This is a genomic window from Mesorhizobium sp., from assembly GCF_017306585.1.
GTDB lineage: Bacteria > Pseudomonadota > Alphaproteobacteria > Rhizobiales > Rhizobiaceae > Mesorhizobium.
Genome location: NZ_JAFKIC010000116.1, coordinates 40974 through 65512, shown reverse-complemented (window position 1 = coordinate 65512; position 24539 = coordinate 40974). Strand labels below are relative to the sequence as shown.

General features: G+C 65.1%; 20 protein-coding genes. 8 read left to right on the top strand and 12 right to left on the bottom strand.

Annotation, left to right across the window (positions count from 1 at the left end):
- Positions 1-81 precede the first annotated feature (81 nt).
- Together J0I79_RS08385 and J0I79_RS08380 are read right to left on the bottom strand one after the other, a co-directional pair.
- Entirely contained in the window at positions 82-1629 is a 1548-nt protein-coding gene (locus J0I79_RS08385) for an ABC transporter substrate-binding protein (protein ID WP_292856372.1), read from the bottom strand.
- 87 nt (positions 1630-1716) lie between these two features.
- Positions 1717-2562, bottom strand: a complete 846-nt coding sequence (locus J0I79_RS08380; protein WP_292856370.1) for an alpha/beta hydrolase — start codon at positions 2560-2562, stop codon at positions 1717-1719.
- Positions 2563-2902: 340 nt separating this feature from the next.
- Between J0I79_RS08380 and J0I79_RS08375 the strand changes: the two genes are divergently transcribed.
- The 7 genes from J0I79_RS08375 (at position 2903) to J0I79_RS08345 (ending at position 12925) form a co-directional block, all read left to right on the top strand.
- Positions 2903-3607 carry a GntR family transcriptional regulator gene (locus tag J0I79_RS08375; protein ID WP_292856368.1) on the top strand — a complete coding sequence of 235 codons (705 nt, stop codon included), beginning with the start codon at positions 2903-2905 and terminating at the stop codon, positions 3605-3607.
- Between the two features lie 301 nt (positions 3608-3908).
- Positions 3909-5264 carry a glutamine synthetase family protein gene (locus tag J0I79_RS08370; RefSeq protein WP_292856366.1) on the top strand — a complete coding sequence of 452 codons (1356 nt, stop codon included), beginning with the start codon at positions 3909-3911 and terminating at the stop codon, positions 5262-5264.
- A gap of 130 nt (positions 5265-5394) precedes the next feature.
- Positions 5395-6285: an AraC family transcriptional regulator gene (locus J0I79_RS08365; RefSeq protein WP_292856364.1), complete on the top strand. Its 891-nt coding sequence runs from the start codon at positions 5395-5397 to the stop codon at positions 6283-6285.
- A gap of 120 nt (positions 6286-6405) precedes the next feature.
- Positions 6406-8610: a TonB-dependent siderophore receptor gene (locus J0I79_RS08360; protein ID WP_292856362.1), complete on the top strand. Its 2205-nt coding sequence runs from the start codon at positions 6406-6408 to the stop codon at positions 8608-8610.
- A gap of 61 nt (positions 8611-8671) precedes the next feature.
- Positions 8672-9520, top strand: a complete 849-nt coding sequence (locus J0I79_RS08355; RefSeq protein WP_292856360.1) for an ABC transporter substrate-binding protein — start codon at positions 8672-8674, stop codon at positions 9518-9520.
- Positions 9517-11523, top strand: a complete 2007-nt coding sequence (gene fhuB, locus J0I79_RS08350) for a Fe(3+)-hydroxamate ABC transporter permease FhuB (protein ID WP_292856359.1) — start codon at positions 9517-9519, stop codon at positions 11521-11523. Before J0I79_RS08355 ends, fhuB begins: the two co-directional genes overlap by 4 nt.
- Before the next feature lie 286 nt (positions 11524-11809).
- Complete coding sequence (locus J0I79_RS08345; RefSeq protein WP_292856358.1) at positions 11810-12925, top strand: anhydro-N-acetylmuramic acid kinase; 1116 nt, start codon at positions 11810-11812, stop codon at positions 12923-12925.
- On the opposite strand, the gene J0I79_RS08340 is transcribed toward J0I79_RS08345, so the two are convergent.
- From J0I79_RS08340 to J0I79_RS08330, 3 genes are all read right to left on the bottom strand, one after another.
- Positions 12926-13354, bottom strand: coding sequence for a GNAT family N-acetyltransferase (locus tag J0I79_RS08340; protein ID WP_292856357.1), 429 nt, complete (start codon positions 13352-13354; stop codon positions 12926-12928). It lies immediately after the preceding gene.
- A 61-nt stretch (positions 13355-13415) separates the two neighbouring features.
- Positions 13416-14798 (bottom strand): sigma-54 dependent transcriptional regulator, encoded by a 1383-nt coding sequence (locus tag J0I79_RS08335; protein ID WP_292856356.1) that lies wholly within the window; start codon positions 14796-14798, stop codon positions 13416-13418.
- A complete protein-coding gene (locus tag J0I79_RS08330) occupies positions 14795-16600 on the bottom strand; it encodes a sensor histidine kinase (protein ID WP_292856390.1) in 1806 nt (601 codons plus the stop codon). The genes J0I79_RS08335 and J0I79_RS08330 overlap by 4 nt, the downstream gene beginning before the upstream one ends.
- A gap of 323 nt (positions 16601-16923) precedes the next feature.
- On the opposite strand from J0I79_RS08330, the gene J0I79_RS08325 reads away from it, so the two are divergent.
- Complete coding sequence (locus J0I79_RS08325; RefSeq protein ID WP_292856355.1) at positions 16924-18252, top strand: dicarboxylate/amino acid:cation symporter; 1329 nt, start codon at positions 16924-16926, stop codon at positions 18250-18252.
- Between the two features lie 101 nt (positions 18253-18353).
- On the opposite strand, the gene J0I79_RS08320 is transcribed toward J0I79_RS08325, so the two are convergent.
- From J0I79_RS08320 to J0I79_RS08290, 7 genes are read right to left on the bottom strand one after another with little or no spacing between them, the layout of a single operon-like run.
- Positions 18354-19376, bottom strand: a complete 1023-nt coding sequence (locus tag J0I79_RS08320; RefSeq protein ID WP_292856354.1) for an ROK family protein — start codon at positions 19374-19376, stop codon at positions 18354-18356.
- Positions 19373-20095 carry a ribulose-phosphate 3-epimerase gene (locus tag J0I79_RS08315; protein ID WP_292856353.1) on the bottom strand — a complete coding sequence of 241 codons (723 nt, stop codon included), beginning with the start codon at positions 20093-20095 and terminating at the stop codon, positions 19373-19375. Before J0I79_RS08315 ends, J0I79_RS08320 begins: the two co-directional genes overlap by 4 nt.
- Positions 20092-20925 (bottom strand): alpha/beta hydrolase, encoded by an 834-nt coding sequence (locus tag J0I79_RS08310; RefSeq protein ID WP_292856352.1) that lies wholly within the window; start codon positions 20923-20925, stop codon positions 20092-20094. The genes J0I79_RS08315 and J0I79_RS08310 overlap by 4 nt, the downstream gene beginning before the upstream one ends.
- Complete coding sequence (locus tag J0I79_RS08305; RefSeq protein ID WP_292856351.1) at positions 20925-21743, bottom strand: sugar phosphate isomerase/epimerase; 819 nt, start codon at positions 21741-21743, stop codon at positions 20925-20927. The genes J0I79_RS08310 and J0I79_RS08305 overlap by 1 nt, the downstream gene beginning before the upstream one ends.
- On the bottom strand, positions 21743-22819 hold the full coding sequence (locus tag J0I79_RS08300) for a Gfo/Idh/MocA family oxidoreductase (protein ID WP_292856350.1): 1077 nt from the start codon (positions 22817-22819) through the stop codon (positions 21743-21745). Before J0I79_RS08300 ends, J0I79_RS08305 begins: the two co-directional genes overlap by 1 nt.
- 4 nt (positions 22820-22823) lie before the next feature.
- On the bottom strand, positions 22824-23645 hold the full coding sequence (locus J0I79_RS08295; protein ID WP_292856349.1) for a sugar phosphate isomerase/epimerase: 822 nt from the start codon (positions 23643-23645) through the stop codon (positions 22824-22826).
- 50 nt (positions 23646-23695) lie between these two features.
- Positions 23696-24538 (bottom strand): carbohydrate ABC transporter permease, encoded by an 843-nt coding sequence (locus J0I79_RS08290; RefSeq protein WP_292856348.1) that lies wholly within the window; start codon positions 24536-24538, stop codon positions 23696-23698.
- Position 24539: the final 1 nt, after the last annotated feature.

The window sequence follows — 24539 nt, the reverse complement described above, 5'->3', positions numbered from 1 at the left end:
GTCCCTGCCAGTCTCGTCATCCCGACAAACGAATGGCCGGAGGTGCGCCCCCGGCCATTTCTTCTGTGCGCGGCCTGCCCGTCAGTCGGCCTTCCACACACCCCATGTCCGGGTGTTTTCGGCCGGCCACACGGAATAGCCCTTCACCTTCGGCGATACCGCGTCGATGGAAGGCTCGTAATAGAGGCCGAGGATCGGAACGTCCTTGACCATCAGCGCGTGCAGCTGCTTGAACAGCGCCTTGCGCTGTTCAGGGTCGGTGGTGGCCATCGACTTCGTGTAGAGGTCGAGGGCCTCCCTGTTGTCCCACTGCGCCGTCGGATCGGTGGCCTTGTCGCCGAGGATGGTGCCATACATCAACGACGGGTCGAGACGCGCCGAATAACCGAACGACTGGACCTGAAACTTGCCGGCCAGGTAGTTGTCGAGCTGCGCCGCCCAATCCAGCACTTCGAGCTCGGCAGTGAAGCCGGCGGCCGTAAGCATCGCCTGCAGGAGAACCGCATTCTCATACATGCCCTGATAGCGGGTGTTGGTCTGGATCTTGATCGGCTCGCCCTTGTAACCCGCTTCGTCGAGCAGAGCCTTTGCCTTGGCCGGGTCGTATTCCGGCCATTTGAGGAAGTCGTTGTCGAAGAAGGAGCTCGCCTGGGCAACGGCCGAGGGATCGCCGGCGGCGACGCCATTGGTACGGGCGGCGGCGATCTGGTTGATGTCGATCGCATGCGCCATCGCCTCGCGGATCTTGACGTTGGACAGCAGCGGATCCTTGGTCTGAAGCAGGATCGCCGTCCACGACAGGCCCGGCATCGACAGCACCGTCATGCCACGCGACTTCGCTTCCTCGACACGCGCCGACTCAAGCCCCGGCAGCACGTCGATCTCGCCGGCAAACAGCGCGGTTTCCGCCGCCGCCGTATCGGGGATGACCATGAAGCGGACGTCGTCGACATAGGCCTGGCGACTGCCGGCCATGGCGCTGGATGCTTCCTTCAACGGCTTGTAGGCATCGAAGCGCTGGAGATCGATATACTGGCCTTTGACCCATTCCTTCAGCTTGAAGGGGCCGCTGCCGATGGCGGAGTCGGCGATCCACTTGCCGTCGGCGCCGACATTCTTCGGGCTGGCGACCCAGCCGTTGCACTGCACGCTGGCAAGCTGCGCCAGAAACAGGGCGTTCGGCGCATTGAGCTTGAACACGACAGTGCGCGGATCTGGCGTTTCCACGGCCTCGACTTTCAGGCCCTGGCTGCCGTCAAAGCGCGGAATGCAGAACCACTGGTTGGCCGGGTCCATGCGGCGAATCCAGTTCCACTTGACGTCGGCGGAGGTGACTGCGTCGCCGTTATGGAAGATCGCGCCGTCGCGCAGCGTGAACGTATAGGCCTTTCCGTCGTCGGATATCTTCCAGCTCTCGGCGAGCACCGGGCCGATGGTGAGATCGGCGCGATAGGCGACCAGCGTCTCGAATATCTGGTGCAGCACCGTGTCGGTGTTGGCATCACGGTTGAGACCGTCCGTCGCACGGATGTCAGCATTGATGCGAACCTTGAGCGTGCCGCCGGTCTTCGGCTGCTCCTGTGCCATTGCCGGCAGCGCGCAGGCCATCATCGCCATCGCGGCCAGCATTGCTAAGAATCGTCTTCCCATTGCCGAACCTGTTCCCATTTTCGTCTCCAGCCCCATTTTTGTCTCCAGCATTGTTGACTGCAGTTTTCAGACAGGCGCGGCCTTCAATGCCTGCGCGAAGAACTCCTTGACCTTGCCGATCAGATGGCGATCGTCGTGCTTGATGCCGGGGACGACATCGAGCTGTACGGCGACGCCATGTTTCTCCAGGCTGCCCTTCAGCGACCGCATCCTGTCGTTGCGGTTGGCGCCGGCGAGATCGGCGCCCGGCATCCACCACGGGTCACTCGGCGTGATGGTGATCTCCCAGGTCTCCCTGTCGTCGCCGCCGATCACCATCTGCACGGCGACCCTGCGCATCGCGTCGAGGTCGACCGCCTTGCCGAACTTCGTCTCGAAGTCGCGCACGCCGACCCAGAAATCATTGTCGAAATCCAACAGCGTGACGACACCCGGGGCGCCGATCGAGGCCGCCAGCAGGCGTTCGGGGTGCAGGAACAGGAACCGGTGAGTGAAATGGCCGCCGCCGGAGAATCCGTACATCATCACACGGTCACCGCGGATACGATAGCGCTCGCGCATCTCCTCGATCATGTCGAGCATGACGGCGTCGTAGTGCAGATCACCCTCGCGCAGCATCTTGTAGGAGGAGAGATCACCGGGAAAACAGATATTGGCGGGGAACAGCGGGGCGAGCACGATCACCCCGTTCTCCTCGGCAAAGTCGGCGAACGCATCGCGATAGGCGAGCATGCCGCGCTCGGTGCCGTGAACGATCACCGCCAGCGGATAGGTCTTGTCGCTGTCCTCGGCATAATCGTCGGGAACATAGGCGCAGTAGGGGAAGCGCTGGTCGAAGCGGGACGCGTAAACCGTCGTGTGCCCGAAGTCGTAGTAGGACAGCCGCTTTCCGTGGCCGCTGACATTGCGCATTCATCCACTCCCCATTTCTTTGCACCACCATTTCATCATTTTGTGCAACTGAAAAGCACTAACCACCACACCATATGCTTTTTGGTGGCATTTTATCCACCTCAACACCTAAATCGGACTGCATATGATTGTTGTCGCGAAGCTCTCGTGACCATCTCTGAAAGTTGGTCGGCCGCGAGGCTGGGAGGCAAGCGTGTTGGCTTGCGGGGCAATGAGCGCAGCGTCTATCATGGCCGGCAAATCGCTGATTTCCGTGCTCCCGCGATGCCCGGCCCAATCAGGACTGTCCGCGGCTGGCGATCAGGGTCAATTGCAGAACCAATGAAGTAGCGCCTCACCAATGGCCGGCAGAACACAATTCGGATTGACCGCCGTCGACACCGTTCCCCTGCATGAAAAGGTCTATCTGGAGCTCGTGCGGGCCCTGATGTCGGGCCAGTTCACGCCCGGCCAGAAGCTGACCTCGCGCAAGCTCGCCAAGGAGCTTGGCACCAGCGACATGCCGGTGCGCAGCGCCTTCATGCGGCTGCAGGCATTGCGGGCGCTGAGCCCGATGCCGAACGGCAGTGTCGAGGTACCGGCCATCTCGGCCGACCGCTTCTCGCAACTGACCGCCGTGCGCACGATCCTCGAGGGCTCGGCGACGGAGCTGGCGACCAAACGCATCAACGGCAACAATCTGCGCACGATCAGGCGCCACAGCACCGAACTGACGCTGGCGGCGCGCACTGACGACATCGGCGACTATCTGAGGAAGAACTACGCTTTCAAATTCTCGATCTACCGCCACTGTGGCAACGAGCAGATGATCTTCCTGATCGAAACCGTCTGGATGCAGGTTGGCCCTTTCCTGAGGAATCTTGCCATGGGGTTCGAGGACGACCTCTCCTCCATCCTCGACATCGACTATCACGAGGAAGTCGTGACGGCGATCGAGGCGCAGGACGGCGAACGCGCCCGCGCCGCCATGGTCCGCGACATCGAGGAAGGTGCGGCGCATATTTTGCGACAGGCCAGATTTCCGGATGCGAGAAGCTGGGATTAGGAGACTATCTACAGGCGTCGCCTGTCGCTCCTTTCGGCGCATCCAATCGCGAATGCATGCGGCTCGCCAGTCTAAGCGCCCGAAAATACCCTTGGCTTTCCGGCTTCTTGCCTCTATGTTGCGATCGCAGATCGCGAAATTGGTTTTGAAATGCCTCCCGACATCCCGGCTAGTGACTTGAAAAAATAAGGAAAAATATCCGCCGCAGGCCGGATATGCTTCCCGAAAACTCACAAGCATTTTTACCAGGGATCGCGCAGCCCACAGGGCTCGGGCACCTTCCAAAACCAGAGGTTTGAAATTGAGCGATGCAATTGCGGACGTCCTGAACTGGCTTGACAGCAGAACCGACATACAGAGCCTGAGGGCCGCCGTGTGCGACCTCAACGGCGTGATGCGGGGAAAACGCATCCCGGTCGAGCAGGCGCGCAAGGCGCTCGAAGGCAAGCTGCGCATGCCCTACTCGCTGATCGGGCTCGACATCTGGGGCGAGGATATCGAAGGCAACAGCCTGGTGTTCTCGACCGGCGACGCGGACGGGCTTTGCCAATGGACCGGCCGCGGCATCCTGCCCGTGGACTGGACCGCGCATCCGACCGCACTCGTCCCGCTCTGGCTGGCCGATGAAAGCGGCGCGCCCTATCTGGGCGATCCGCGCCGGGCGCTGGCCCGCATCCTCGACCGTTTCAAGGCGCTCGGCCTGACCCCTGTGGCGGCGACGGAGCTCGAATTCTATCTGGTCGATCCGCAGTCGCAACGGCCGGTCGGACCTGTCTCACCGGTCACCGGGCGGCGTCTCGATTCCGACGCGGCGCTGTCGATCGATGAAATCGACGATTTCGAGGCTTTCATCCACGACGTCTACGAGGCCTGCCGGGCGCAGGGCATTCCCGTCGACACGGCGATCGCCGAAAACGGCGTCGGCCAGTTCGAGATCAACCTGAACCATGTCGCCGATGCGCTGCGCGCCGCCGACGATGCCGTGCTGTTCAAGCGCACCGTCAAGGGCATCGCCCGCAAGCACGGCTTCGCCGCCTGCTTCATGGCCAAGCCCTACGGCGACCGGGCCGGCAACGGCTTCCATGTCCATTTCAGCCTTGTCGATGCCGATGGCCGCAATGTCTTCGACGACGGCACGGACCAGGGTTCCGACACCATGCGTCACGCGGTCGGCGGGCTGCTGGCGGCGATGGCGGAAAGCACGCTGGTGTTTGCGCCGCACTTCAACTCCTACCGCAGGCTTCGCCCTCGCTCCTACGCGCCGACGGCTGTCGCCTGGGGTTACGAGAACCGCATGGTGGCGATCCGCATTCCGGGTGGCCCGACCGCGGCGCGCCGCATCGAGCACCGCGTATCCGGAGCCGACGCCAATCCCTATCTGGTGCTTGCCGCCATACTGGGCGCGGCACTGATCGGCATCGAAAGGCAGATGTCTCCGGGCGACCCGGCCGGCAATGAGGGGCAAGGCACCGCCCCCGCCAAACTGCCGCCGGATTGGGCCTCGGCGATCGCGGCCTTCGAGGGCGGCACACATGTGGCGGAGATATTCCCAGCGATCCTGCGCGACTCCTTCGTCGCCTGCAAACGCCAGGAACTGAACACCTTCGCCCTCAATGTCAGCGATTTCGAGATCGAGACCTATCTCGAAAGCGTCTAGGCGCGGCTGACACACAGCGGTTTTGAGCACACGTTTGAGGAGCCGCGACCTAGGGGCTTGCGGTTCCGCCGTCATCCGGGCATAAACATGACTACTTTCGTCATGTATTATTTCCGGAGACGATCAGGACTTGAGCTTCGTTGCACGCATGGAAAGCCGGATCGAGGGCTTTTCGGTCATCGGCGACCTGAAATGGCATGTCTGGGACGGCGTGGTTGCCGACCTCTGGGATGTCTCGTGCTGTGACAAGGCGCATGGCCACTATGTCTCGCCCGATCCCCGGCTGTTTGTCGCACTCGAGATGGAAGGCGACGGCGATTTCTTGGTCGAAGGCGCCAAGGGCGAACGCTGCCGTCACGACCGGCCTTTCTCCATGGCCTATATTCCAGCCGGCATGCCGATCCGCGGTCGCGTCGAGGGCCTGCGCCGCATCCGGCATCTCGACCTGCATTTCGACGTGGCGACGCTGACCCGCCGCTTCGGCCGCGGCCTCGACCGCGAAGCCTTGCTGACGTCGCGCTTCCAGTTCCACGACGAGAGCATCGCCACGCTGGCCGGCCTGATCGCCGGGGAGTGCGGCAGCGAGCGGCCTTTGCATGATCTCTATGGCGAGGGTCTGCTCAACGCGCTGTTTGCACGTCTTTTCCAGGTCGAGCAGCCAAGTGCCAGGCGTCGCTCGCCGCTGTCGCGCCGCAAGCTACGCCTTGTCACCGACTACATAGACGCGCACTGCCTGGACAGGATCCGGCTTGCCGATCTTGCCGCGCTGACCGGCCTGTCCGAGACCGCGATGAGCCACGCCTTCAAGGCGGCGACGGGCGTGCCGCCGCACCGCTGGCAGATGCAGGCGCGTATCGACAAGGCCAAGGCGATGATGGCGCATGATGCCGCCTCGCTTGGGGATATCGCCGAGGCGACCGGCTTCTTCGACCAGGCGCATCTGACGCGCGTGTTCAAGTCGATTGTCGGCGTGACGCCCGGCGCGTGGGCTAGGACCGCCCGTGACATTTGCGCAACATGACGGCGCGTTATCAGGCGTTTGGACAAGAACAGACAAGCCGCCCAAATCCATCCAATGACCCGCAGATAAGTTGAGATAAATGATCAAGTATCTCAACGACCGCAGGCGGGGACTTTCCTGATGAGCAGATTTTACCGGATGAAGGCGCTTCTGGCGGGTGGCGCTGTGGCGATGATCCCGCCGATCACCGCCTTCGCACAGAGCGTGCAGACCGGAACACAGCTTGCCCCCGTCGTCGTCGAGGGCGAAGCCGGCGACAGCGCCACCGGCCCCGTCAGCGGCGTCGTCGCCAAGAAGACCAGGACCGGCTCCAAGAGCGCGACCGACATCAAGGACATCCCGCAATCGGTCTCCGTGGTCGGACGGCAGGAGATCGACGACCAGGGCGCGCAGAAGGTCGACGAAGCGCTGCGCTACACGGCCGGCGTCTTCGCGCAGCCCTTCGGCCCCGACAGCGACACCAACTGGCTGTTCATTCGCGGCTTCCAGGCGACCGCCACCGGCACCTACATGGATGGCTTGCAGCTGTTCAGCTACGGTTTCGGCGGCTTCTATGTCGACAGTTTCGGGCTCGAGCGCATCGAGGTGCTGAAGGGACCGGCTTCCGTGCTTTACGGCGGCAGCAACCCGGGCGGTCTCGTCAATTATGTCAGCAAGCGGCCGGAGTTCGAACGCAAGCGTTATGTCGAGACCGGCGTCAACGATGCGGGCAACGTCTATCTCGGCTTCGACATCGGCGACGTCGCCAACAATGGCGCGGTCAGCTACCGCATCAACGGCAAGGTCGCCGGCGGCGACACCTACAGCGACCTCCAGAACGGCTGGCGCGGCTTCATCTCGCCCAGCATCACCTGGAAGCCCGACGACGCCACGACGCTGACCATCCTGGCCAATTATTCCCACATCGACGAGAACCACAATGGCGGCAGCTTCCTGCCCTATGCGGGAACGGTCACGGACCGTGTTGTCGACGGCGTGAATTACGGCCGTATCGATCCCGATGCGAACTTTACCGAGCCAAGCATCGATCTCTACAAGCGCGAACAGGGGTCGATCGGTTACGAATTCGAACACACCTTCGACAATGACTGGACGGTGCGTTCCAATACGCGCTTTAGCGCCGCATCTATCGACGAAGTCAGCGTCTACCCCAACGGCTGGGCGAGAGACGCCGCTCATCCAGACGCCAGTCCCACCGAGCTCAATCGCATCAACTTCGGCCATGATACCGACATCAAGACGTTCCTGTCGGATCTGCAGCTGCAGGGCAAGGTCGAGACTGGTTCCATCGAACATACGCTGCTCGCCGGTCTCGACTACAAATACTACAATATCGACCAGGTGCAGTCGTCGGGCCTTTACGATCCCCTCAACTTCAATCCGATCGATGCCTTCAATCCGGTCTACGGCTCGCCACTTACGCCACGCGTCAGTTATCTCAGCCAGGATCTGACCCAGCAGCAGCTCGGCGTCTACGCACAGGACCAGTTGCGCTTCGGCGATGGATGGCTGGTGACGCTGAACGGGCGCTACGACCGTGGCTGGCTCAGCGCCGACAACCGCCCGACCTACTATTCATCGAGTTCGAGCACGCTCAGCCAGACCGTTGGCGACTTCTCCGGACGCGCGGGCCTTGCCTACGAGTTCGCCAACGGCGTCACCCCCTATGCCAGCGTGGCGACCTTCTTCAATCCGATCATTGGCACCGACGCCAACGGCAATCTGTTCTCCCCCGAGACCGGCCAGCAGTACGAAGTTGGCGTCAAGTATGTACCGACCTTTATCGATGGTCTCTTCACGCTGTCTCTGTTTGATCTCACGCGCCAGAACGTAGCCACCGCAACGGCGGCCAGTCCCTTTGCACAGTATCAAACCGGAGAGGTACGTTCGCGCGGCGTGGAGCTGGAAGGCAAGGTGAACATCACCGACGATTTCCGCATCACGGGCGCATTCACCGCATATGATCTCAAAATCACCAAGGACAAAGAACTGGCATATGTCGGCAAGACGCCTTTCATCGCGCCTGAAGTGATGGCTTCGGCGTCAGTCGACTACACATTCCGTGGCGACTGGTATGACGGCGTCTCGATCGGCGGCGGGTTGCGCTATATTGGCTCTTCATGGGCCGACAATGCCAACACGGCGAAGGTTCCCGCCGTGACTCTGGCCGACCTGAAGCTCGGCTACGAGAAGGAAAACTGGGGCGTCGACCTCAACGTCACCAACCTGTTCAACAAGACCTACGTGTCGAGCTGCCAGACGACGCTGACCTGCTCCTATGGCGAAGGCCGTTCCTTCAAGCTGAAGGTGCACACGACTTGGTAGTCATCCACTTGGTTGCACCTTGCTAGACAAGCCAGTGATCCATCGGCCGAACCGAAGGCAAGTGCTGGGGCTGGCGGGCGCGGCCTTGCTGCCACCGATCGCCGCCAAGGCGGCGGCGAACCGCGTCGCCGCGATCGACTGGGGCATGCTGGAGACGTTGCTGGCGCTCGGCATCGAGCCGGCGGCAGCGACAGAATTGATCCAGTTCCGCAAGATCGCGGTGGAGCCGTCCGTGCCTCGATCCCTGACCGATCTCGGCCTGCGCGGCGCGCCCAATTACGAGCTGCTGCGCATCATCGCCCCCGACCTTATCGTCATCTCGAATTTCTACGAATACCAGCGGCCGATGCTCGAACGCATCGCGCCGGTGTTCGCGCAGCCAGTCTACGAAGCCGGCGTGCCGCCCTATGCGCTCGCCGAGGCCGCGACGGTTGCTTTGGGCGAAAAACTCGGGCGGCAGGCTGAGGCAAGGCGCTATGTCGACGAAACATCCGGCGAGATCTCGCGCCTGCGCGCCAGTCTGCCGCCATCATCGGCGCGGCCGGTCTTCGTCATCAGCCTTGGCGACAGCAGGCACTTCCGCGCCTTCGGCCGCGACGCGATGTTCGGCGACGTGTTGTCGCGCCTCGGCATGGAAAATGCGTGGACCGACGAAACCAGCTACAGCGCGGCAGCACCAGTCGGGCTGGAAGCGCTGGCGCGCGTGCCCGAGGCGTCGATGCTGATCGTCTCGCCGCTGCCGGCCGATGTCGGGCGCTCGCTGCCGACGAACGCCTTGTGGAACGCGCTGCCTGCGGTGCGCGAAAGGCGCCTCGCGGTGCTGGAACCGATCAATCATTTCGGCTGCCTGCCATCGGCACGCCGCTTCGCGCGCCTGGCGGCCGCCGCCCTTGCCGGGCACGCTTCATGACGGACCGCGTTGCAACGGACCACCTCAGGGCGCAGCGTGCCCTGTCTCCCCTCGTCCTGTGGGGCGCCCTGGCAGCGGTGGCGGCTCTGCTGTTCGCGTGGCGCGTGGGCACGCAATGGCCGGCAACGCTTCACAGCAACAACAGCAATCTCGACCATGTCATCCTGTTCTACAGCACGCTGCCGCGCGCCGCCGTGGCGGTTCTGGCGGGCGCCGTGCTCGGCCTGTCCGGTCTTTTGTTGCAACATGTGCTGCGCAACCCGCTGGCAGAGCCGTCGACGCTCGGTATTTCGGCCGGCGCGCAACTGGCCATGACGATCGCGTCGCTGCACGCGCCCTTGCTGATGGAGCGGTCGCAAGGCCTGGTCGCCTTCGCCGGCGGCACGGCGGCGGTGCTGCTGGTACTGGCGCTGACCTGGCGGCGCGGGCTCGAACCGGTGTCCGTCGTCCTTGCCGGCATGATGGTGGCATTGACGGCGAGTTCGGTCAGCGCCGCGCTCATCCTCGCCAATGGCGAATACCTGTTCTCGCTGTTCATCTGGGGCGGCGGATCGCTGGTCCAGCAGGATTGGGGACCGGCCATCGCGCTTGCCGCGCGACTTGCGGCCGGCGCGATGGCGGCGCTGATGCTGCTGCGGCCGCTGACCATCCTTGGCCTCGACGACGCCTCGGCGCGCGGCCTGGGCGTTGCCCGCCACACCAGCCGCTTCCTCGTCATCGCGCTCTCGGTGTGGATGGCGACCACCGTCGCGGCTGAGGTCGGCGTCATCGGCTTCGTCGGCCTCGCCGCGCCGGCGCTCGCCACGCTTTCCGGCGCCCGCACCTTGCGGCAGAAACTGCTGGCCGCACCCCTGGTCGGCGCCATCCTGCTGTGGCTGACGGACGGGCTGGTGCAACTTGCGGCCGGCACCGGGGGCGAGCGCATTCCGACCGGCGCCGGCACCGCACTGCTCGGCGGCCCGCTGCTGTTGTGGCTCCTGCCACGGCTGCGCATGTTCGAGTGGCCGCATCTCGGTTCGGCCGGCACCTCACCGCGCAAGGCCAGCCGGCCGTGGCTTCTCATTCTGCTCCTGCTGGCGCTGATACTCATCGCCGCCGTCCTGGCGCTTTTGGTCGGACGCGGCCCCACGGGCTGGTCATTCGCGAGCGGCGGCCTGCTCGCCGACCTCGCCGCCTGGCGCGCACCGCGCATCGTCGTGGCGGCGGCCGCCGGCGCCATGCTCGCTGCGGCTGGCGTCGTCATCCAAAGGGTCACCGGCAATCCGCTGGCAAGCCCCGAAGTGCTCGGCGTCGGCACCGGCGCCGGAGCCGGCCTGACCGCCGTGCTGACGATCAGCGCCACCGCCGGCCTCGGCTGGCAACTGACCGGATCGGCGCTGGGTTCGCTCGCGGCACTGATCGCCATGCTCGCGATCGCCGCGCGGTCGAAGTTCGGCACCGACCGGCTGCTCCTTGCCGGCATCGCGATGAGCGCGCTGTGCAGCGCCGTCATCACCGCGACCGTCGCGATGGGCAACGCGCAGTCCTACATATTGCTGCGCTGGCTGAGCGGCTCGACCGGCCAGGCCACATCAGGAGATGCCTGGCTTGCAATGGCCTGTCTGCCGCCACTGGTGCTGCCGCTGTTCCTTGCCGCCCGCTGGCTCGACATCCTGCCGCTGGGCACGAACAGCGCCCGTGGCCTGGGCGTGCCGGTCGCCGGCGGGCGGCTGCTGCTGATCGTCGTGGCAGCACTTCTGACGGCGCTGTCGGCCATGGTCGTCGGGCCGCTGAGCTTCGTCGGCCTGATCGCGCCGCACCTTGCCCGCCTCGCCGGCCTTTCCCGTGCGCGCATTCATCTCGCGGGAGCCATGCTTCTCGGCGCCTTGCTGATGATCGTCTCGGACTGGCTGTCGCGCATGGCCGCCTTTCCCTACGAATTGCCCACCGGCCTGTTCGCTTCGCTGCTCGGCGGGCCGTATCTCGTCTATCTCTTAGCCAGGGGCGTGCCGCGCCAGGGCTGACCTCCACGCCACAGGCACGTGCGAACAATCGATCACGCCGAGGCGCGTGCCTTTATCGGCCGTCCGCACCTTCGCTGGGAACGCCGTTGTGAAGACTGGCCCCTCGGCGCTTTACGGCCCTGAAACCATCGGCCATACCGGCACCGGACTGTTGATCGACGTCGACAAGGGTGATTCACAGACCTTGCTCACCGACCGAATTCATCCGACATGTCGTTTCGACAGGGGAATCGTTGCGCCGCGACGAGCGATCGGCGATCCCAACAATGGGAACTAGGAAGCGACCATGGAACCAATCTGGGCCGTCGGCCTGATGACCGGCACCGTGCTCGACGGCAACATCGATGTCGCGCTGATCAAGACCGATGGCGAGCGGGTCGCGGATTTCGGCACATACCGGCTGATGCCTTATCCCTCGTCGATCCGTTCGCTGCTTGAAGAAACCCTGACGGCGGCCAGGGCCTGGAATTTCACCGGTCCCGAACCGGAGATCTTCAGCAAGGCCGAGGAAGCGCTGACGCGCGCGCAGTCGGCGGCGGTCAAGGAACTGGTCGAAGGCTACGGCATGACGATGGCCGATATCGGCGTCGTCGGTTTTCACGGGCAGACCGTGCTGCATCGCGCGCCGCAGGTCGGGCGACTGGGCCAGACCCGGCAGCTCGGCGACGGCGAGCTGATGCATAAAATCCTCGGCACCAAGGTCGCTTATGATTTCCGCTCGGCCGACATGCGCGCGGGCGGGCAAGGGGCGCCGCTCGCGGCTGTTTATCACACGGCGCTGATGCGCAACGCCGGCGCCAGTGGCGAGGTGGCGGTGCTCAATCTCGGCGGCGTCGGCAACATCACCTGGTGGGGCGGCGCCGACAATGTCGTCGCCTTCGACACCGGCCCCGCCAACGCGCCGCTTAACGACTTCATCAAGTCGAAAGGGCTCGGCGACATGGACCGCGACGGCGCGCTGGGACGCGCCGGCAAGGTGGATGAGGCGCGCCTCGCCAAGCTGTTGCAGCACCCCTATCTGACCAAGCCTTATCCGAAATCGCTCGACCGTTTCGATTTCGGTGCGGCAATGGCCGATGGGCTGGGCGCCGAGGATGGCGCGGCGCTGCTGACCGCCTTCACCGCCGGCGCCGTCGGCAAGGCGCTCGACATGCTGCCCAGCCGGCCGAAAAAGCTTGTGGTCAGCGGCGGCGGCCGCCACAATCCGACGATGATGGCGATGCTCGCCCGCCGCGCCGGCGTCGAGGTGGTGCAGGCCGAAAGCCTCGGCTGGAGCGGCGACGCCGTGGAGGCGGAGTGTTTTGCCTTCCTCGCCGTGCGCGTGCTGCGCGGCCTGCCGATCAGCTTTCCAAGCACGACCGGCGCGCCGCAGCCGATGCGCGGCGGGCGGCTCGCCGGCTGATCAGGTCGGCGACAGTTTCTTCTGCAGGAAGACGCGGCTGCGGCCCACCGGGAAATCGGCCAGCGTGCCGAAGGGCTGATAGCCCTGGCGCTGATAGACCTTGGCGGCGTTGGGGTTGAAGGTGTCGATCAACGCGCCGTGGCAGCCGCGCTCAACGGCTTCCTGCTCGGCCGCGTCCAGCATCCGGCCCGCCATGTGCTGGCCGCGCAGCCTTTCATCGACCCACAGCCATTGCACGTAGAGCCAGCCCCAGGCGGTGTAGCCCGAAGTGCCGGCGACGACCGCGCCGTCCTCGTCGCGCACGAAGACGGCGAGCGCCTTCCTTTCGGAAGCGCCGACATCGCCGTCGTTGAACGACGTCAGGCGCTCGCTGAGAAAGGCGAGGTCTTCCGGCGGAGGGTTTGCCGTTGTTTCGAGGGTCGTATTCATGGCTCTTTCCGGAATGCGGCGGGTACAAAGCGTTACGAAGGGCGAAGCGCTTGCGCAACGGCTATATGCGTCCCCGAACGACTTGCTGGTCCTGATCGCCATTGCGGAATTCGGATGCGGCAATGCCGTAGCGCTTCAGCTTGTCGTAGAACGTCTTGCGCGGCACGCCGAGAGCATCGATGGCGCCGCGCACGTCGCCGCCATGATCACGCAATGCCTCGCGGATCAGCTGCGCCTCATAATGCCCGACCCGCTCAGGCAGCGCCGCTGATGATTCCCGTGTGGGCGCCGCATTGGCCTGGTCATCAGGACCGAGGCCGAGTGCCACGCGATCGGCGAAATGCACGAGCTCGCGCACATTGCCAGGCCAGTCATGCGATTGCAGGTGGCTGCTGACGGCAGCATTCATTTCGGCCACGGGACGGTTGAAGCGCTCCGCCGCCTTGGCCAGAAAATGTCCGAACAGCATCGGTATGTCGCCGCGCCGTTCGCGCAACGGCGGGATGCGCAGCGTCACCACATTGAGCCGAAAGTAGAGGTCTTCACGGAAATCGCCGCGCTGGTCGGGGCGGCCGAGATCGACCTTGGTCGCGGCGACAACCCTGAGATCGAGACGCCTGGTCTCGTTGGAGCCGAGCGGGGTGAGGCTGCGTGTCTCCAGCACCCGCAAGAGCTTGACCTGCAGGGCCGGCGGCATGGATTCGATCTCGTCGAGGAACAGCGTGCCGCCGCTGGAGTGTTCGACGCTGCCGATGCGCCGCCGCTGCGCGCCGGTGAACGCGCCGGCCTCGTGGCCGAACAGTTCGCTTTCGATGACGGTCTCCGGAAGGGCGCCGCAGTTCAGAGCCACGAACGGCCTGGCACGCCGCCGGCCCCAACGGTGCAGGAGATCTGCCACCACCTCCTTGCCGGTCCCTGTCTCGCCCTCCACTAGCACGTCGACATCCATGTCGGCGATCTGGCGCAAGGTCTCGCGCAAGCGCCGCATGGCAGGCGCCTCGCCGATCAGGGGCATGCCGTCGGCGGCAAGCGCCGCGGCCTCGCGCAGGCGGCGGTTCTCCATCACCAGCCGCCGCTTCTCAAGGGCTCGCTTCAGAGCCTCGACGAGGCGCTCGCCCGCATAGGGTTTCGGGATGAAATCGTAGACTCCGTCCTTCAGTGCGGCCACCGCCAGATCGACATCGCCATGCCCGGTGACCAGGATCACAGGCAGGTCGGCATCGATGGCCTTGATGCGGTCGAACAGCTGCAGCCCATTCATGCCGGGCATCCTGATGTCGCTGACAACCACGCCCTCGAAACCGGCGTCGACGACGCCAAGCGCCGCCTCGGCGGCCTTGAGCGCGACCACCGAGAAGCCGGCCAGTTCGAGCAATTGCGTGGTGGCGTGAAGCAGGTCCGCGTCGTCCTCGACGAGGGCCACCAGTCCTGATCCCTCAGTCATTCGATCCGCCTCAAGTCGATGGTGAAGGATGCGCCGCCCGCGTAATCAGCGTCGAACCGCAGCGTGCCGCCCAGTTCCTGCGCGATCTCCTGCGAGATCACCAGGCCGAGGCCAAGCCCCTTCTCCTTAGTGGTCTGAAACGGCATAAACAGATTGCCGGCGGCCTCCGGCCCGAGGCCGGGTCCATTATCACGCACCGAAATCAGCACCCTGTCGTCGTGCTCGGCCAGGTCGATCTCTATGCGGGGATCGGGCCGGTCCTTCATGGCGTCCAGCGCATTCTGCAACAGGTTGACCAGGATCTGCTCCAGCCGGATGCGGCTTGCCATCACCAGTGGCGACGTGTCGCCACGCGGCTTGACGATGGTGACGCCGGAATCGCGGATACGGCCGGACAGGAGCGACAGCGCGCCGTCGATCGCCTCGCGCACCGGCAGCGGCGAAGCGGCAAGGCCGGGCCGACGAGCAAAGGTGCGCAAAGTGCCGGTGATGGCGCCGATGCGCTCGGTCATCGAGACGATCGAAGTGAGATTGCCGCTCGCCGGTTCGGTCTTGCCGCTTTCGAGAAAACGGCCGGCATTCTCGGCATAGGTGCGGATGGCGGCGACCGGCTGATTGATCTCATGCGCGACGCCGGCGGCGATCTGGCCAAGGATGGAAAGCCGGTTGGCCTGGGCGAGATCGTCGCGCAGCCGGCGCACCTTGGCTTCGGCATTTTCGCGCTCGGTGATTTCGCCTGCCAGCGCGGTGTTGGAGCGCGTCAGCTCCGCCGTTCGCGTGCTGACCCGGCTTTCCAGTTCGGCATTCATGCGCGCCAGCGCCTCCTGGCGTAGCCGGCGCGCGCGCTGCCGCCTGGTGAGCGCATAGGTCAGCAGTCCGGTCAACAGCAGGCCCAACAGCGTGGTCAGGCGTGCTGTGTTGGCCGCGGACGAAAGTGCTGTGTCGGCGGGCGTCAGCAGCCACAGGCGCCAGCCGGGAACAGCACCGGGAAGGTCCTGCACCACCTCGACGAACTGGCGCGGCTTTCGCGAGTCCTCGATCGTCGCCAGGCCATCGCCGGCGCCGCGCCTCATCGGCAGCGGTTCGAAGGCGGCGTCGGTCAGCTGGAGCCGCTCGTGTGCCACCGCGGTATCCTCGGCCGAGAGCGGCGCCAGGGCGCGGAATCGCCAGTCGGGCTGGCTGGTGGCCAGCACCACGCCGCGTTCGTCGGTGACGAAGACGAGGAAGCCGCTGGCTCTCCAACTGGCCTCCACGCCGCCGAGTTCAACTTTCAGAACGACGACGCCAAGCGGTTTGCCGCCATCGTCGACGCGACTGGCGAGGTAGAGGCCCGGCCGGCCGCTGATGGTGCCGAGGCCGTACTGGCTGGCGGCTCCATTGGCCATCGCTTCCTGGAAATAGTGCCGGAAATTGTAATCGATGCCGACAAAGCTGTCCGGCTGGCCGGCATTGCTGGCCGATATGGCGATGCCCGCCGTGTCGATGACATAGATGGCCGACGCCGAGGCATCGCTGGCTATGGCCCGGAGCTTGGCATCGAGGGCGGGCTCCTCCACCTTTCCGGCGCGACGCAGCGCTGCGCGCACCGCATCGTCGCGCGCCAGCACCAGCGGCACGAGGCGCTGCTTTTCGATCTCGCCGGTCAGGGTTCCAGCAGCCAGCGGCAAGGCGGCCATCGCTCCGTCGCGCAGGTCGCCGGCGGCCTGGTCCCGCGCGATGCTGCCGGCAACGGCGACCGCGCCGGCCAGGAGCGCCAGCACCATGGCCAGGATCAGCCAGCGGCCGTCGCGCAGGAAGGCCATCGCTTCGCGCGGCAGGTCGCGTCCGGCAAACCCGGCGGTTTCACTGTCGGTGCGTGCTTGCGGCGTCGGCTCTCTCCCTTTGCCCGGCGGCTTTGCCGGCAGTGTAATGCGAAATTCCGCCCTCGCAAACAAGGCCTGTGCGGAAATCCGCACAGGCCTTGCAGCCGGGAGAACCGAAACGGCCGCAAATCCAGGGATTCCGGCCTTTCCTTGATCTGGCACGGCGCTTGCAAACCCGTTCGCAGCGGCGGGCGACCGGAACGCCGCGATGGGAGAAGCCTTGCAGGGCGCGCTAGCCGCCCCATCCGGCCAGGGAGAGTTCGATGCATATCGCAGACCAATCCGCCGTGCCCGGCGCGCAGCGCAAACCCCTCTATGCCCAGCTCTATGTGCAGGTGCTGGTGGCGATCACCGTCGGCATCCTGCTCGGCCATTACTATCCATCGATCGGCGAGAGCATGAAGCCGCTGGGCGACGCCTTCATCAAGCTGGTCAAGATGATCATCGCGCCGGTCATCTTCCTGACGGTGGCGACCGGCATCGCCGGCATGAGCGACCTGCAGAAGGTCGGCCGCGTCGCCGGCAAGGCGATGCTCTATTTCCTCACCTTCTCGACGCTCGCCCTGATCGTCGGCCTTGTCGTCGCCAATGTCGTGCAGCCGGGCGCCGGCTTCAACATCGACCCGGCGACGCTCGACGCCTCGACCGTCAACACCTATGCGGCCAAGGCGCATGACCAGTCGGTGACCGGCTTCCTGATGAACATCATCCCCGGAACGATCGTCGGCGCCTTCGCCGATGGCGACATCCTGCAGGTGCTGTTCTTCTCGGTGCTGTTCGGCGTCGCGCTGGCGCTGGTCGGCGACAAGGGCGAACCGGTGCTCAACTTCCTGCAGGCGCTGATGGCGCCGATGTTCAAGCTGGTCGGCGTGCTGATGAAGGCCGCCCCGATCGGCGCCTTCGGCGCCATGGCCTTCACCATCGGCAAATACGGCATCGGTTCGGTGATCAACCTCGCCATGCTGGTCGGCACTTTCTACGTCACCGCCTTCCTGTTCGTGTTCGTCGTGCTGGGCGCGGTCTGCCGCTACAACGGCTTCTCCATCCTGTCGCTGATCCGCTATATCAAGGAAGAGCTGCTGCTGGTGCTGGGCACCTCCTCGTCGGAAGCCGCCCTTCCCTCGCTGATGGAAAAGATGGAAAAGGCCGGCGCCAAGCGCTCGGTGGTCGGCCTGGTCATCCCGACCGGCTATTCCTTCAACCTCGACGGCACCAACATCTACATGACGCTGGCGGCACTGTTCATCGCGCAGGCCACCAACATCCCTCTTTCGCTCGGCGACCAGATCCTGCTGCTTCTGGTGGCGATGCTGTCCTCGAAGGGTGCGGCCGGCATCACGGGGGCAGGCTTCATCACGCTCGCGGCAACGCTTTCGGTGGTTCCCTCGGTGCCTGTCGCCGGCATGGCGCTGATTCTTGGCGTCGACCGCTTCATGTCGGAATGCCGGGCTCTGACCAACTTCGTCGGCAACGCGGTGGCGACGCTGGTGGTGGCCCGCTGGGAAGGCGAACTCGACGAGGCCAAGCTGGCGAAGGCGCTGGCCGGGACAGCCGACGACAGCCTGCCGGCCAACGTCGTTCCCGCCGAGTAGCAGCCGCATGGCAATGCAAATGGCCGGGGGCATCGCTGCCTCCGGCCATTTTCATGTGGTGGGGATGTCAGGCGGATTTGCGCAAGCCGCGCGGCTTGAGTTCAGCCGTTGAAGTCCCTTCTCTTGTCCGGATAAGTGCTTGGGCCGACGGGCATGGGAGCCGCCAACGTGCCGCCTTCGTCGAACAGCACCAGGCTGGCCGCGCCAACCAGGCCGGCATGGCGGCCGAGCTGGGCCTGGACGACCGGCACGTCGCGATAGGCGCGCATGGCGCGCTCGCGGATGGTCGCCTCGATGACCGGCGCCATAAGGTCGAGGCCATTGGCGATGCCGCCGCCGACGACCAGCACATCGGGCGAATAGAGATGCAGGAGGTTGGTGAAGCCGACGCCCAGCCAGCGCGCCTCCTCCTCGAGCAGGGCGAGCGCAAGATCGTCTTCCAGCCGGGCCGCCTCGACGACATGGCGGCCAGTCACCTCGCCATTCGCGGACAGGCGGCGCAGCGTCGAGCCGTCCAGGGGCGACGTCGCGGCGTTGGCGCGGCGGCCAAGCGCGGTGCCTGAGGCAACCGCCTCGAAGCAGCCGACGACGCCGCACATGCAGCGTTCGCCCTCATTGGTGATGGTCATGTGGCCGATCTCGGCCGCCAGGCCGCGTCGCCCGTGCAGGATGCGCCCGTCGGCGACGACGCCGCCGCCGATGCCGGTCGACACCGTGACGAAGACCAGCGAGCGAGCGCCATGACCGGCGCCGAAGCGCCATTCGCCGAGTGCTGCCGCATTGGCATCGTTCTCCAGCCGCACCGTCAGGCCGAGCCGCCGCTCCAGGATATCGGCCAGCGGCACGTCCTGCCAGCCGGCAAGCGTCGGCGGTCCGACCGCGATGCCAGCCAGCGGATCGAGCGGTCCCGGCGCGCCGACGCCGACGCCGACAATGGCGAGCTCCGGGACTTGCGCATGAACGGTCGCCGCCAGCGCCTCGATCTGGCCGATCACCACTTCGGGGCCGGCCTGCGCCTGCGTCGGCACGGCCGCGAAGGCCAGTATCTTGCCGTCGCGGTCGACCAGGGCGGCACGAAGCTCGGTGCCACCAAGATCGATTGCGAGGGCGGCCTGGGTTGTCATGCCGCGACCTTCAGCCCATGCAGCCAGGCGATGCGCCCGGCGAGGTCCTTGTCGCCAAAGGCGAGCGAACCGAGCACCACCGTCTCGGCTCCGGCCGCGCGAAGCTGCGGCACGGTCTCGTGGCGGATGCCGCCGTCGGCGGCAAGAACCACGGCCGCCTCGCGGCCTGCCTTTCGCAGGATGGCGCGGGCTTCGCCCAGCCTGTCGCAGGCTTTTTCCGACAGGCCCTGGCCCTTGACGCCGATCGCGGTGCCGAGAAGCGTGACGAAGGCGACCTCGGAGACAAAGGGGGTGACCGTCTCGACCGGTGTCTCCAGCCTGAGCACGACGCCGGCTTCGACGCCGAGCTCACGCGCCAGCCGCACGGCGCGCAATCCGGCCTCGCCGTTCTCGGCATGGACGCTGATCATATCGGCGCCCGCCTCGATGAACTGGCGCGTCTGCGCCTCGACGATGGAAGCATCGACCATCAGATGGACGTGGATGGGTTTGGCCGTCAGCCTGGCGATGCGGGCGACAAGGTCGGGGAAGAACAGGAAGGACGGCGCGAAATGGCCGTCGGCGACATCGATGTGATGGAGATCGACATAAGGCTCGATGCGTTGCAGGTCGCTCTCGAAATTGGCGAGATTGGCCGACCACGAAGAGAATTCGGCGATCAGACGATCGCGCGGCAAGGCGGCGATGGCGGCCGGGCCTGACAGGGGTTTGGAAGTCATGACTGGTCCTGGTTGTTGAAATGTCTGTCGAGGAAGCCACCGATGGCGGCGCGGATTTCGGCGAAGTGGCGGTCCTTGTGGGTGGCCTTCGGCGTGACCTCGGCGAAGGTGGCGTTGGGCATGACATTCGCCAGATCGCGGGCAGTCGCCAGCGGATGAACGAGATCGGCGCCGCAGCCGATGACGAGCGCCGGGACGGCAAGCGCGCTGGCCTCAGCCCGCGTGATGCCAGGCCCGTCATTGGCGATCGCCTGCATCACCTCGGCGAAGACGGTTGCGTTCTCGCGGGCGAAGAAGCCCAGCAGGGAAGCGAGATTGTCGGGCGCTTCGCTACGGAAGCGGGATGATGTGGCGGAAGAGGCGAAGGTGTCGCGCGCCTCATCCAGCGGGAGCCGGCGGATGAGGTCCGCCGCCTCCACGTAAGGCCGCATGTTTTGTGGCGCCGCATCGAACACCCAAGCCGGTCGAACCAGCACAAGACCGGAAACGCGTTGCGGATGCCGGGCCGCCAGATGCAACGCGATCGCCGCGCCCATCGAGATGCCGCCGGCGACAAAGCGATCGACACCGGCCGTGTCGGCGGCGGCCAAGACATCGTCGGCAAACATGGCGATCGAGAACGGCCGCTTGCTTCCGGCGGCTGAACCGCCTTGTGCACGGCATTCGACTGTGAGCCGCCGGCGGGACGGATTGTCGGGGAAATTCTGCGCCACCTGAGCGGCATCGCCGCCGAGACCGTGCTGGAAGACGACGGGAAGCCCGCCCTGCCCCGTGTCGAAGATACGAAGGGCAGCGTCATCGCGAAGCATGGTCGTCGGCATGGCGGCCATCAGACGAGCCCTCGCAGGAAGTCGGCGACGCCAGGCGCCTCATCAGCCGACAGCCCATGGGTCACCAGCGCGCCGTAAAACCCCACGGCCCTTAATCGGGCGACAAAATCGGGGAAGTCGACAATGCCTTGCCCCGCCGTGGCGAAGCGGCCGTCATCATGGCGGTCCTTTGCGTGCGCCATGGCGATGTGGCCGGCGGCCTCGTCGATCGCGGCGGCGACGATGGCGCGCGCCTCGTCCGGCGTCGCATGCTCGAAGAGATTGGCAGGGTCGAGCACGATCTTGAGATGCCTCGAGCCCATATCGGCGATCAGGCGCGTCGCGTCTCCGGCCGAGGTGACGATGTTGGCCTGTTCGGGCTCGATGCCGAGGTCGACACCCGCCTTCTCGGCCAGCGCCAGCGCCTTTTCCATCTCGGCGGCCATGTCGGACCATGCGGCCGGCGAGGCGTTGTCGGGATGATGGGCCCATTGGTCCGACGCGTTGCGCGAGCCGGTGCAGAGCGTGACCAGCGGAATGCCCAGCGCGGCCGCGGCATCGATGACCACCGCCAGGCGCTTCAAGCCGTCATCGCGCACCGTCCTGTCGGGATGCGCCATATTGTAGGTGCCCGAAAGTGCGGCCAGCGAAACGCCTGACGACCGCGCAGCAGTACTGATGGTCGTAATGGTATCGGCCGGCACGAAATCGGGCATGGACGGCAGGCCGGCGCAGGCGAGATTGAACTGCGTCGTCTCGTAGCCGGCCTGTTTCACCGCAGCCAGCACGACGGCGGGGTCAGTGCCAGGAAAGGTCTTGGCGAAGATGCCGAGGCGCATCAGACGGCACCTGAGACCGAGGCGAGTTCGACGCGTTCGCCGCTCTCCACCGAACGGGCGATCGCCACCATGGCGCGGATCGAGGCTATGCCGTCCTCGACATCAGCGCCGCGCATCGGCGCGCCGGTAAGCACGGCATCGGCGAGGCCTTCGAGCTGGCGGCGGAAGAAATGGCCGTCGGCGCCGAGCGGCTTGCGCGAGGTCGCGTCCTTCTCGTGAAAGATATCGACCTCGCTGGCGCGGAAGTACCATGGGTTGAAGGTCCTGGCGATGATGGAGCCGTTCTGGCCATAGAGCTGGAAGCCCTCGTGCCAGTCCATGCGTACCGCGACGGTGAGGTCGAGATGGCCGAGCGCGCCGCTGGCGAACTCGGTCTCGACGAACCAGCAATAGGCGCCGAAGCGCTCGTTGAGACGGGCGCGCACGGCGGTGATCTCGCCGCACAGGAAACGCGCCGTGTCGACCAGATGCGAGCCGTGCGCCAGCATGAAATATTGCCTGAGATCGGCCTTTGGATTGCCGCCCGGCTTCCGCGCCAGCTTGCTGGTGACAGGCAACGGCTGCACGGCATCGGTGTTGGTGTAGCGATGGGTGGAATCGCAATACCAGGCCTTCAGCGCCAACACCTCGCCCATCTCGTCGCGGACGAAGTCGCGTGCCCCCTCGAGCGCCGGGTCGAAGCGCTTCATATGGCCGACCTGCAGCACCTTGCCGGAGCGCTTCACCGCTTCGGCAAGCGCCTCGCCTTCCTCGACCGACACGCCGATCGGCTTTTCGCACAGCACATGCTTGCCGGCGTCGAGCGCCTTGATCGACATCGGCACGTGATAGGCATCCGACGTCGCGACGATCACCGCCTCCAGTTCGGGGTCGGCGAGCATGGCGTCATAGTCGGCATACATTTTTTGCGGCTCGTAGGTGGCGCCCATGCGGGCGAGCAGGTCTGGCGCGGCGTCGCAGATGGCATAGAGATCGGCATTGGCTGCCTTCACGCAAGATTCCAGATGTGCGAACTGCGCGATCGGTCCGCAGCCGAGCACACCGACCCTGAGGCGCCTGTCCTGTTTCTTGATCATCGTCTCAGGCCCCGTAGCCGCGCATCGTCTGGCGGTTGGTCTTGACCGCGCCGGCCGGATCGGCGGCCGCTGTGTCCGACTCCTCTTCCAGCACCAGCCAGCCGTTGAAATTCGGCGCGGTACCGGCGATCTCGATGACCCGAGGCGTGTCGCAGACGCCTTTGCCGAGCATCGCCCAGGTGCCCTGGGCGTCGACGTCCTTGAGGTGGATGTAGCGGATGCGGTCTCGATAGGTGGTCAGCGTGTCGGCCATGTCCTTGTGGCCGCGCAATATGTGGCCGGTATCAGGCACCCAGCCGACAAGATCGGGATCGAGCAGGGCAAAGATCGCGTCATAATCGGCGCGGTCGAACAGCAGCGTGTTGTGGTGCGAGCTCGGATGCACCGCGACCTGCACGCCGGCCTTGCGACCAAGCTCGCCGGCCTGGTTGTAGACATCAGCCGCGATGGCGAATTTACCGTCGCGCGGCCCCTCGGAGACGACGGTCGCCGAACCCATCGACACCAGCGCGCCCGGAAAGGCGGCGACGAAATCGATCCAGCGCTTCGCCGTTTCGACATCCTTGCCGATTGCCTCCTTCAGCGTGAAGCCGCTGCTCGAGCCGAAGGCGAAGGAGACGAGCGTCAGGCCGGAAGCCTTCAGCGCGGCGGCGAATTCTGTCGGCTTGCCGGCATAGCGGCCGATCATGGTGTCGGTGATCTCGATGCCGGCATAGCCGCCATCGGCGATCGCCTTCAGCAGATCGTCCGGGCCGCCGGTGAAGCGGTCCCCCAGCATTTCCCAGGTGAAGGTCTGGCAGCCGACCTTGAGGTCTTTCACGGTCATTCTTTCATTCCTTGATACCGATCTGTTCCATCAGTTCCTCTTGGGACATCCTACTTGACCGAGCCCGCGGTCATCCCGGCGAGGAAGAACCTCTGGGCAATGAGATAGATGAGCAAGAGCGGCAGTGAGCCGAGCACACTCATCGCCATCATCTGGTTCCATTCGAACGCATGCTGCCCCATCAGCAACTGGATGCCGATCGGGACGGTGCGCATGGACGTCGACTTCGTCAGCGTCAGCGCAAACAGGAATTCATTCCAGCAGAGCAGGAATGTGTAGACCGACGTCGCCACGATACCGGGCAGCGAGATCGGGACGATCACCCGCCAAAGCGCTGTCCAGCTGGTGCCGCCGTCGACAGCCACCGCTTCGTCGAGATCGCGCGGCAAGGTGTTCAGATATCCCGTCATCAAGAGGATCGCATAAGGCAGGGTGAACACCAGATAGGTCACGATCAGGGCGATATAGGTGTCGAAGATGCGATACGAGACGACGAGCCCGAAGAACGGGATCAGAAGCGTGATGGGCGGTATGGTCTGCGTGCTGATGATGAGCGTGTTCAAGCTGCCCTTGCCGCGGAAATTGAAGCGGCTGAAGCCGTAGGCGGCCAGCAAGGCGATCAGCACCGTCAGCAGGGTCACCGCTCCCGCCACGAAGTAGCTGTTGAAGAAGAAGCGCAGCTTCACCGGGTCGCTCAGGATCGCCGTATAGGCTTCCAGCGTGAAGGCCTTCGGCAGGATGGTTGGCGGCAGCGCGAAGATCTCGGTATTCGACTTGAACGAGCTGCTCAGCATCCAGTAGATCGGGAAGGCTGCGAAGAACAGCCCTGCCGCAAGGGCAACATGCAGCGCGACGGTGATCAGTTTGTCTTTGCCGGAGTTCCGTTTTCTCATG

What these genes read in the sequence shown, in the direction of transcription:
- J0I79_RS08385 (WP_292856372.1), bottom strand. Translation starts at nt 1,629, where the DNA reads ATGCTGGCCGCGATGGCGATGATGGCCTGCGCGCTGCCGGCAATGGCA.
- J0I79_RS08380 (WP_292856370.1), bottom strand. Translation starts at nt 2,562, where the DNA reads ATGCGCAATGTCAGCGGCCACGGAAAGCGGCTGTCCTACTACGACTTC.
- J0I79_RS08375 (WP_292856368.1), top strand. Translation starts at nt 2,903, where the DNA reads ATGGCCGGCAGAACACAATTCGGATTGACCGCCGTCGACACCGTTCCC.
- J0I79_RS08360 (WP_292856362.1), top strand. Translation starts at nt 6,406, where the DNA reads ATGAGCAGATTTTACCGGATGAAGGCGCTTCTGGCGGGTGGCGCTGTG.
- fhuB (WP_292856359.1), top strand. Translation starts at nt 9,517, where the DNA reads ATGACGGACCGCGTTGCAACGGACCACCTCAGGGCGCAGCGTGCCCTG.
- J0I79_RS08345 (WP_292856358.1), top strand. Translation starts at nt 11,810, where the DNA reads ATGGAACCAATCTGGGCCGTCGGCCTGATGACCGGCACCGTGCTCGAC.
- J0I79_RS08340 (WP_292856357.1), bottom strand. Translation starts at nt 13,354, where the DNA reads ATGAATACGACCCTCGAAACAACGGCAAACCCTCCGCCGGAAGACCTC.
- J0I79_RS08335 (WP_292856356.1), bottom strand. Translation starts at nt 14,798, where the DNA reads ATGACTGAGGGATCAGGACTGGTGGCCCTCGTCGAGGACGACGCGGAC.
- J0I79_RS08330 (WP_292856390.1), bottom strand. Translation starts at nt 16,600, where the DNA reads ATGGCCTTCCTGCGCGACGGCCGCTGGCTGATCCTGGCCATGGTGCTG.
- J0I79_RS08325 (WP_292856355.1), top strand. Translation starts at nt 16,924, where the DNA reads ATGCATATCGCAGACCAATCCGCCGTGCCCGGCGCGCAGCGCAAACCC.
- J0I79_RS08320 (WP_292856354.1), bottom strand. Translation starts at nt 19,376, where the DNA reads ATGACAACCCAGGCCGCCCTCGCAATCGATCTTGGTGGCACCGAGCTT.
- J0I79_RS08315 (WP_292856353.1), bottom strand. Translation starts at nt 20,095, where the DNA reads ATGACTTCCAAACCCCTGTCAGGCCCGGCCGCCATCGCCGCCTTGCCG.
- J0I79_RS08310 (WP_292856352.1), bottom strand. Translation starts at nt 20,925, where the DNA reads ATGGCCGCCATGCCGACGACCATGCTTCGCGATGACGCTGCCCTTCGT.
- J0I79_RS08305 (WP_292856351.1), bottom strand. Translation starts at nt 21,743, where the DNA reads ATGCGCCTCGGCATCTTCGCCAAGACCTTTCCTGGCACTGACCCCGCC.
- J0I79_RS08300 (WP_292856350.1), bottom strand. Translation starts at nt 22,819, where the DNA reads ATGATCAAGAAACAGGACAGGCGCCTCAGGGTCGGTGTGCTCGGCTGC.
- J0I79_RS08295 (WP_292856349.1), bottom strand. Translation starts at nt 23,645, where the DNA reads ATGACCGTGAAAGACCTCAAGGTCGGCTGCCAGACCTTCACCTGGGAA.
- J0I79_RS08290 (WP_292856348.1), bottom strand. Translation starts at nt 24,538, where the DNA reads ATGAGAAAACGGAACTCCGGCAAAGACAAACTGATCACCGTCGCGCTG.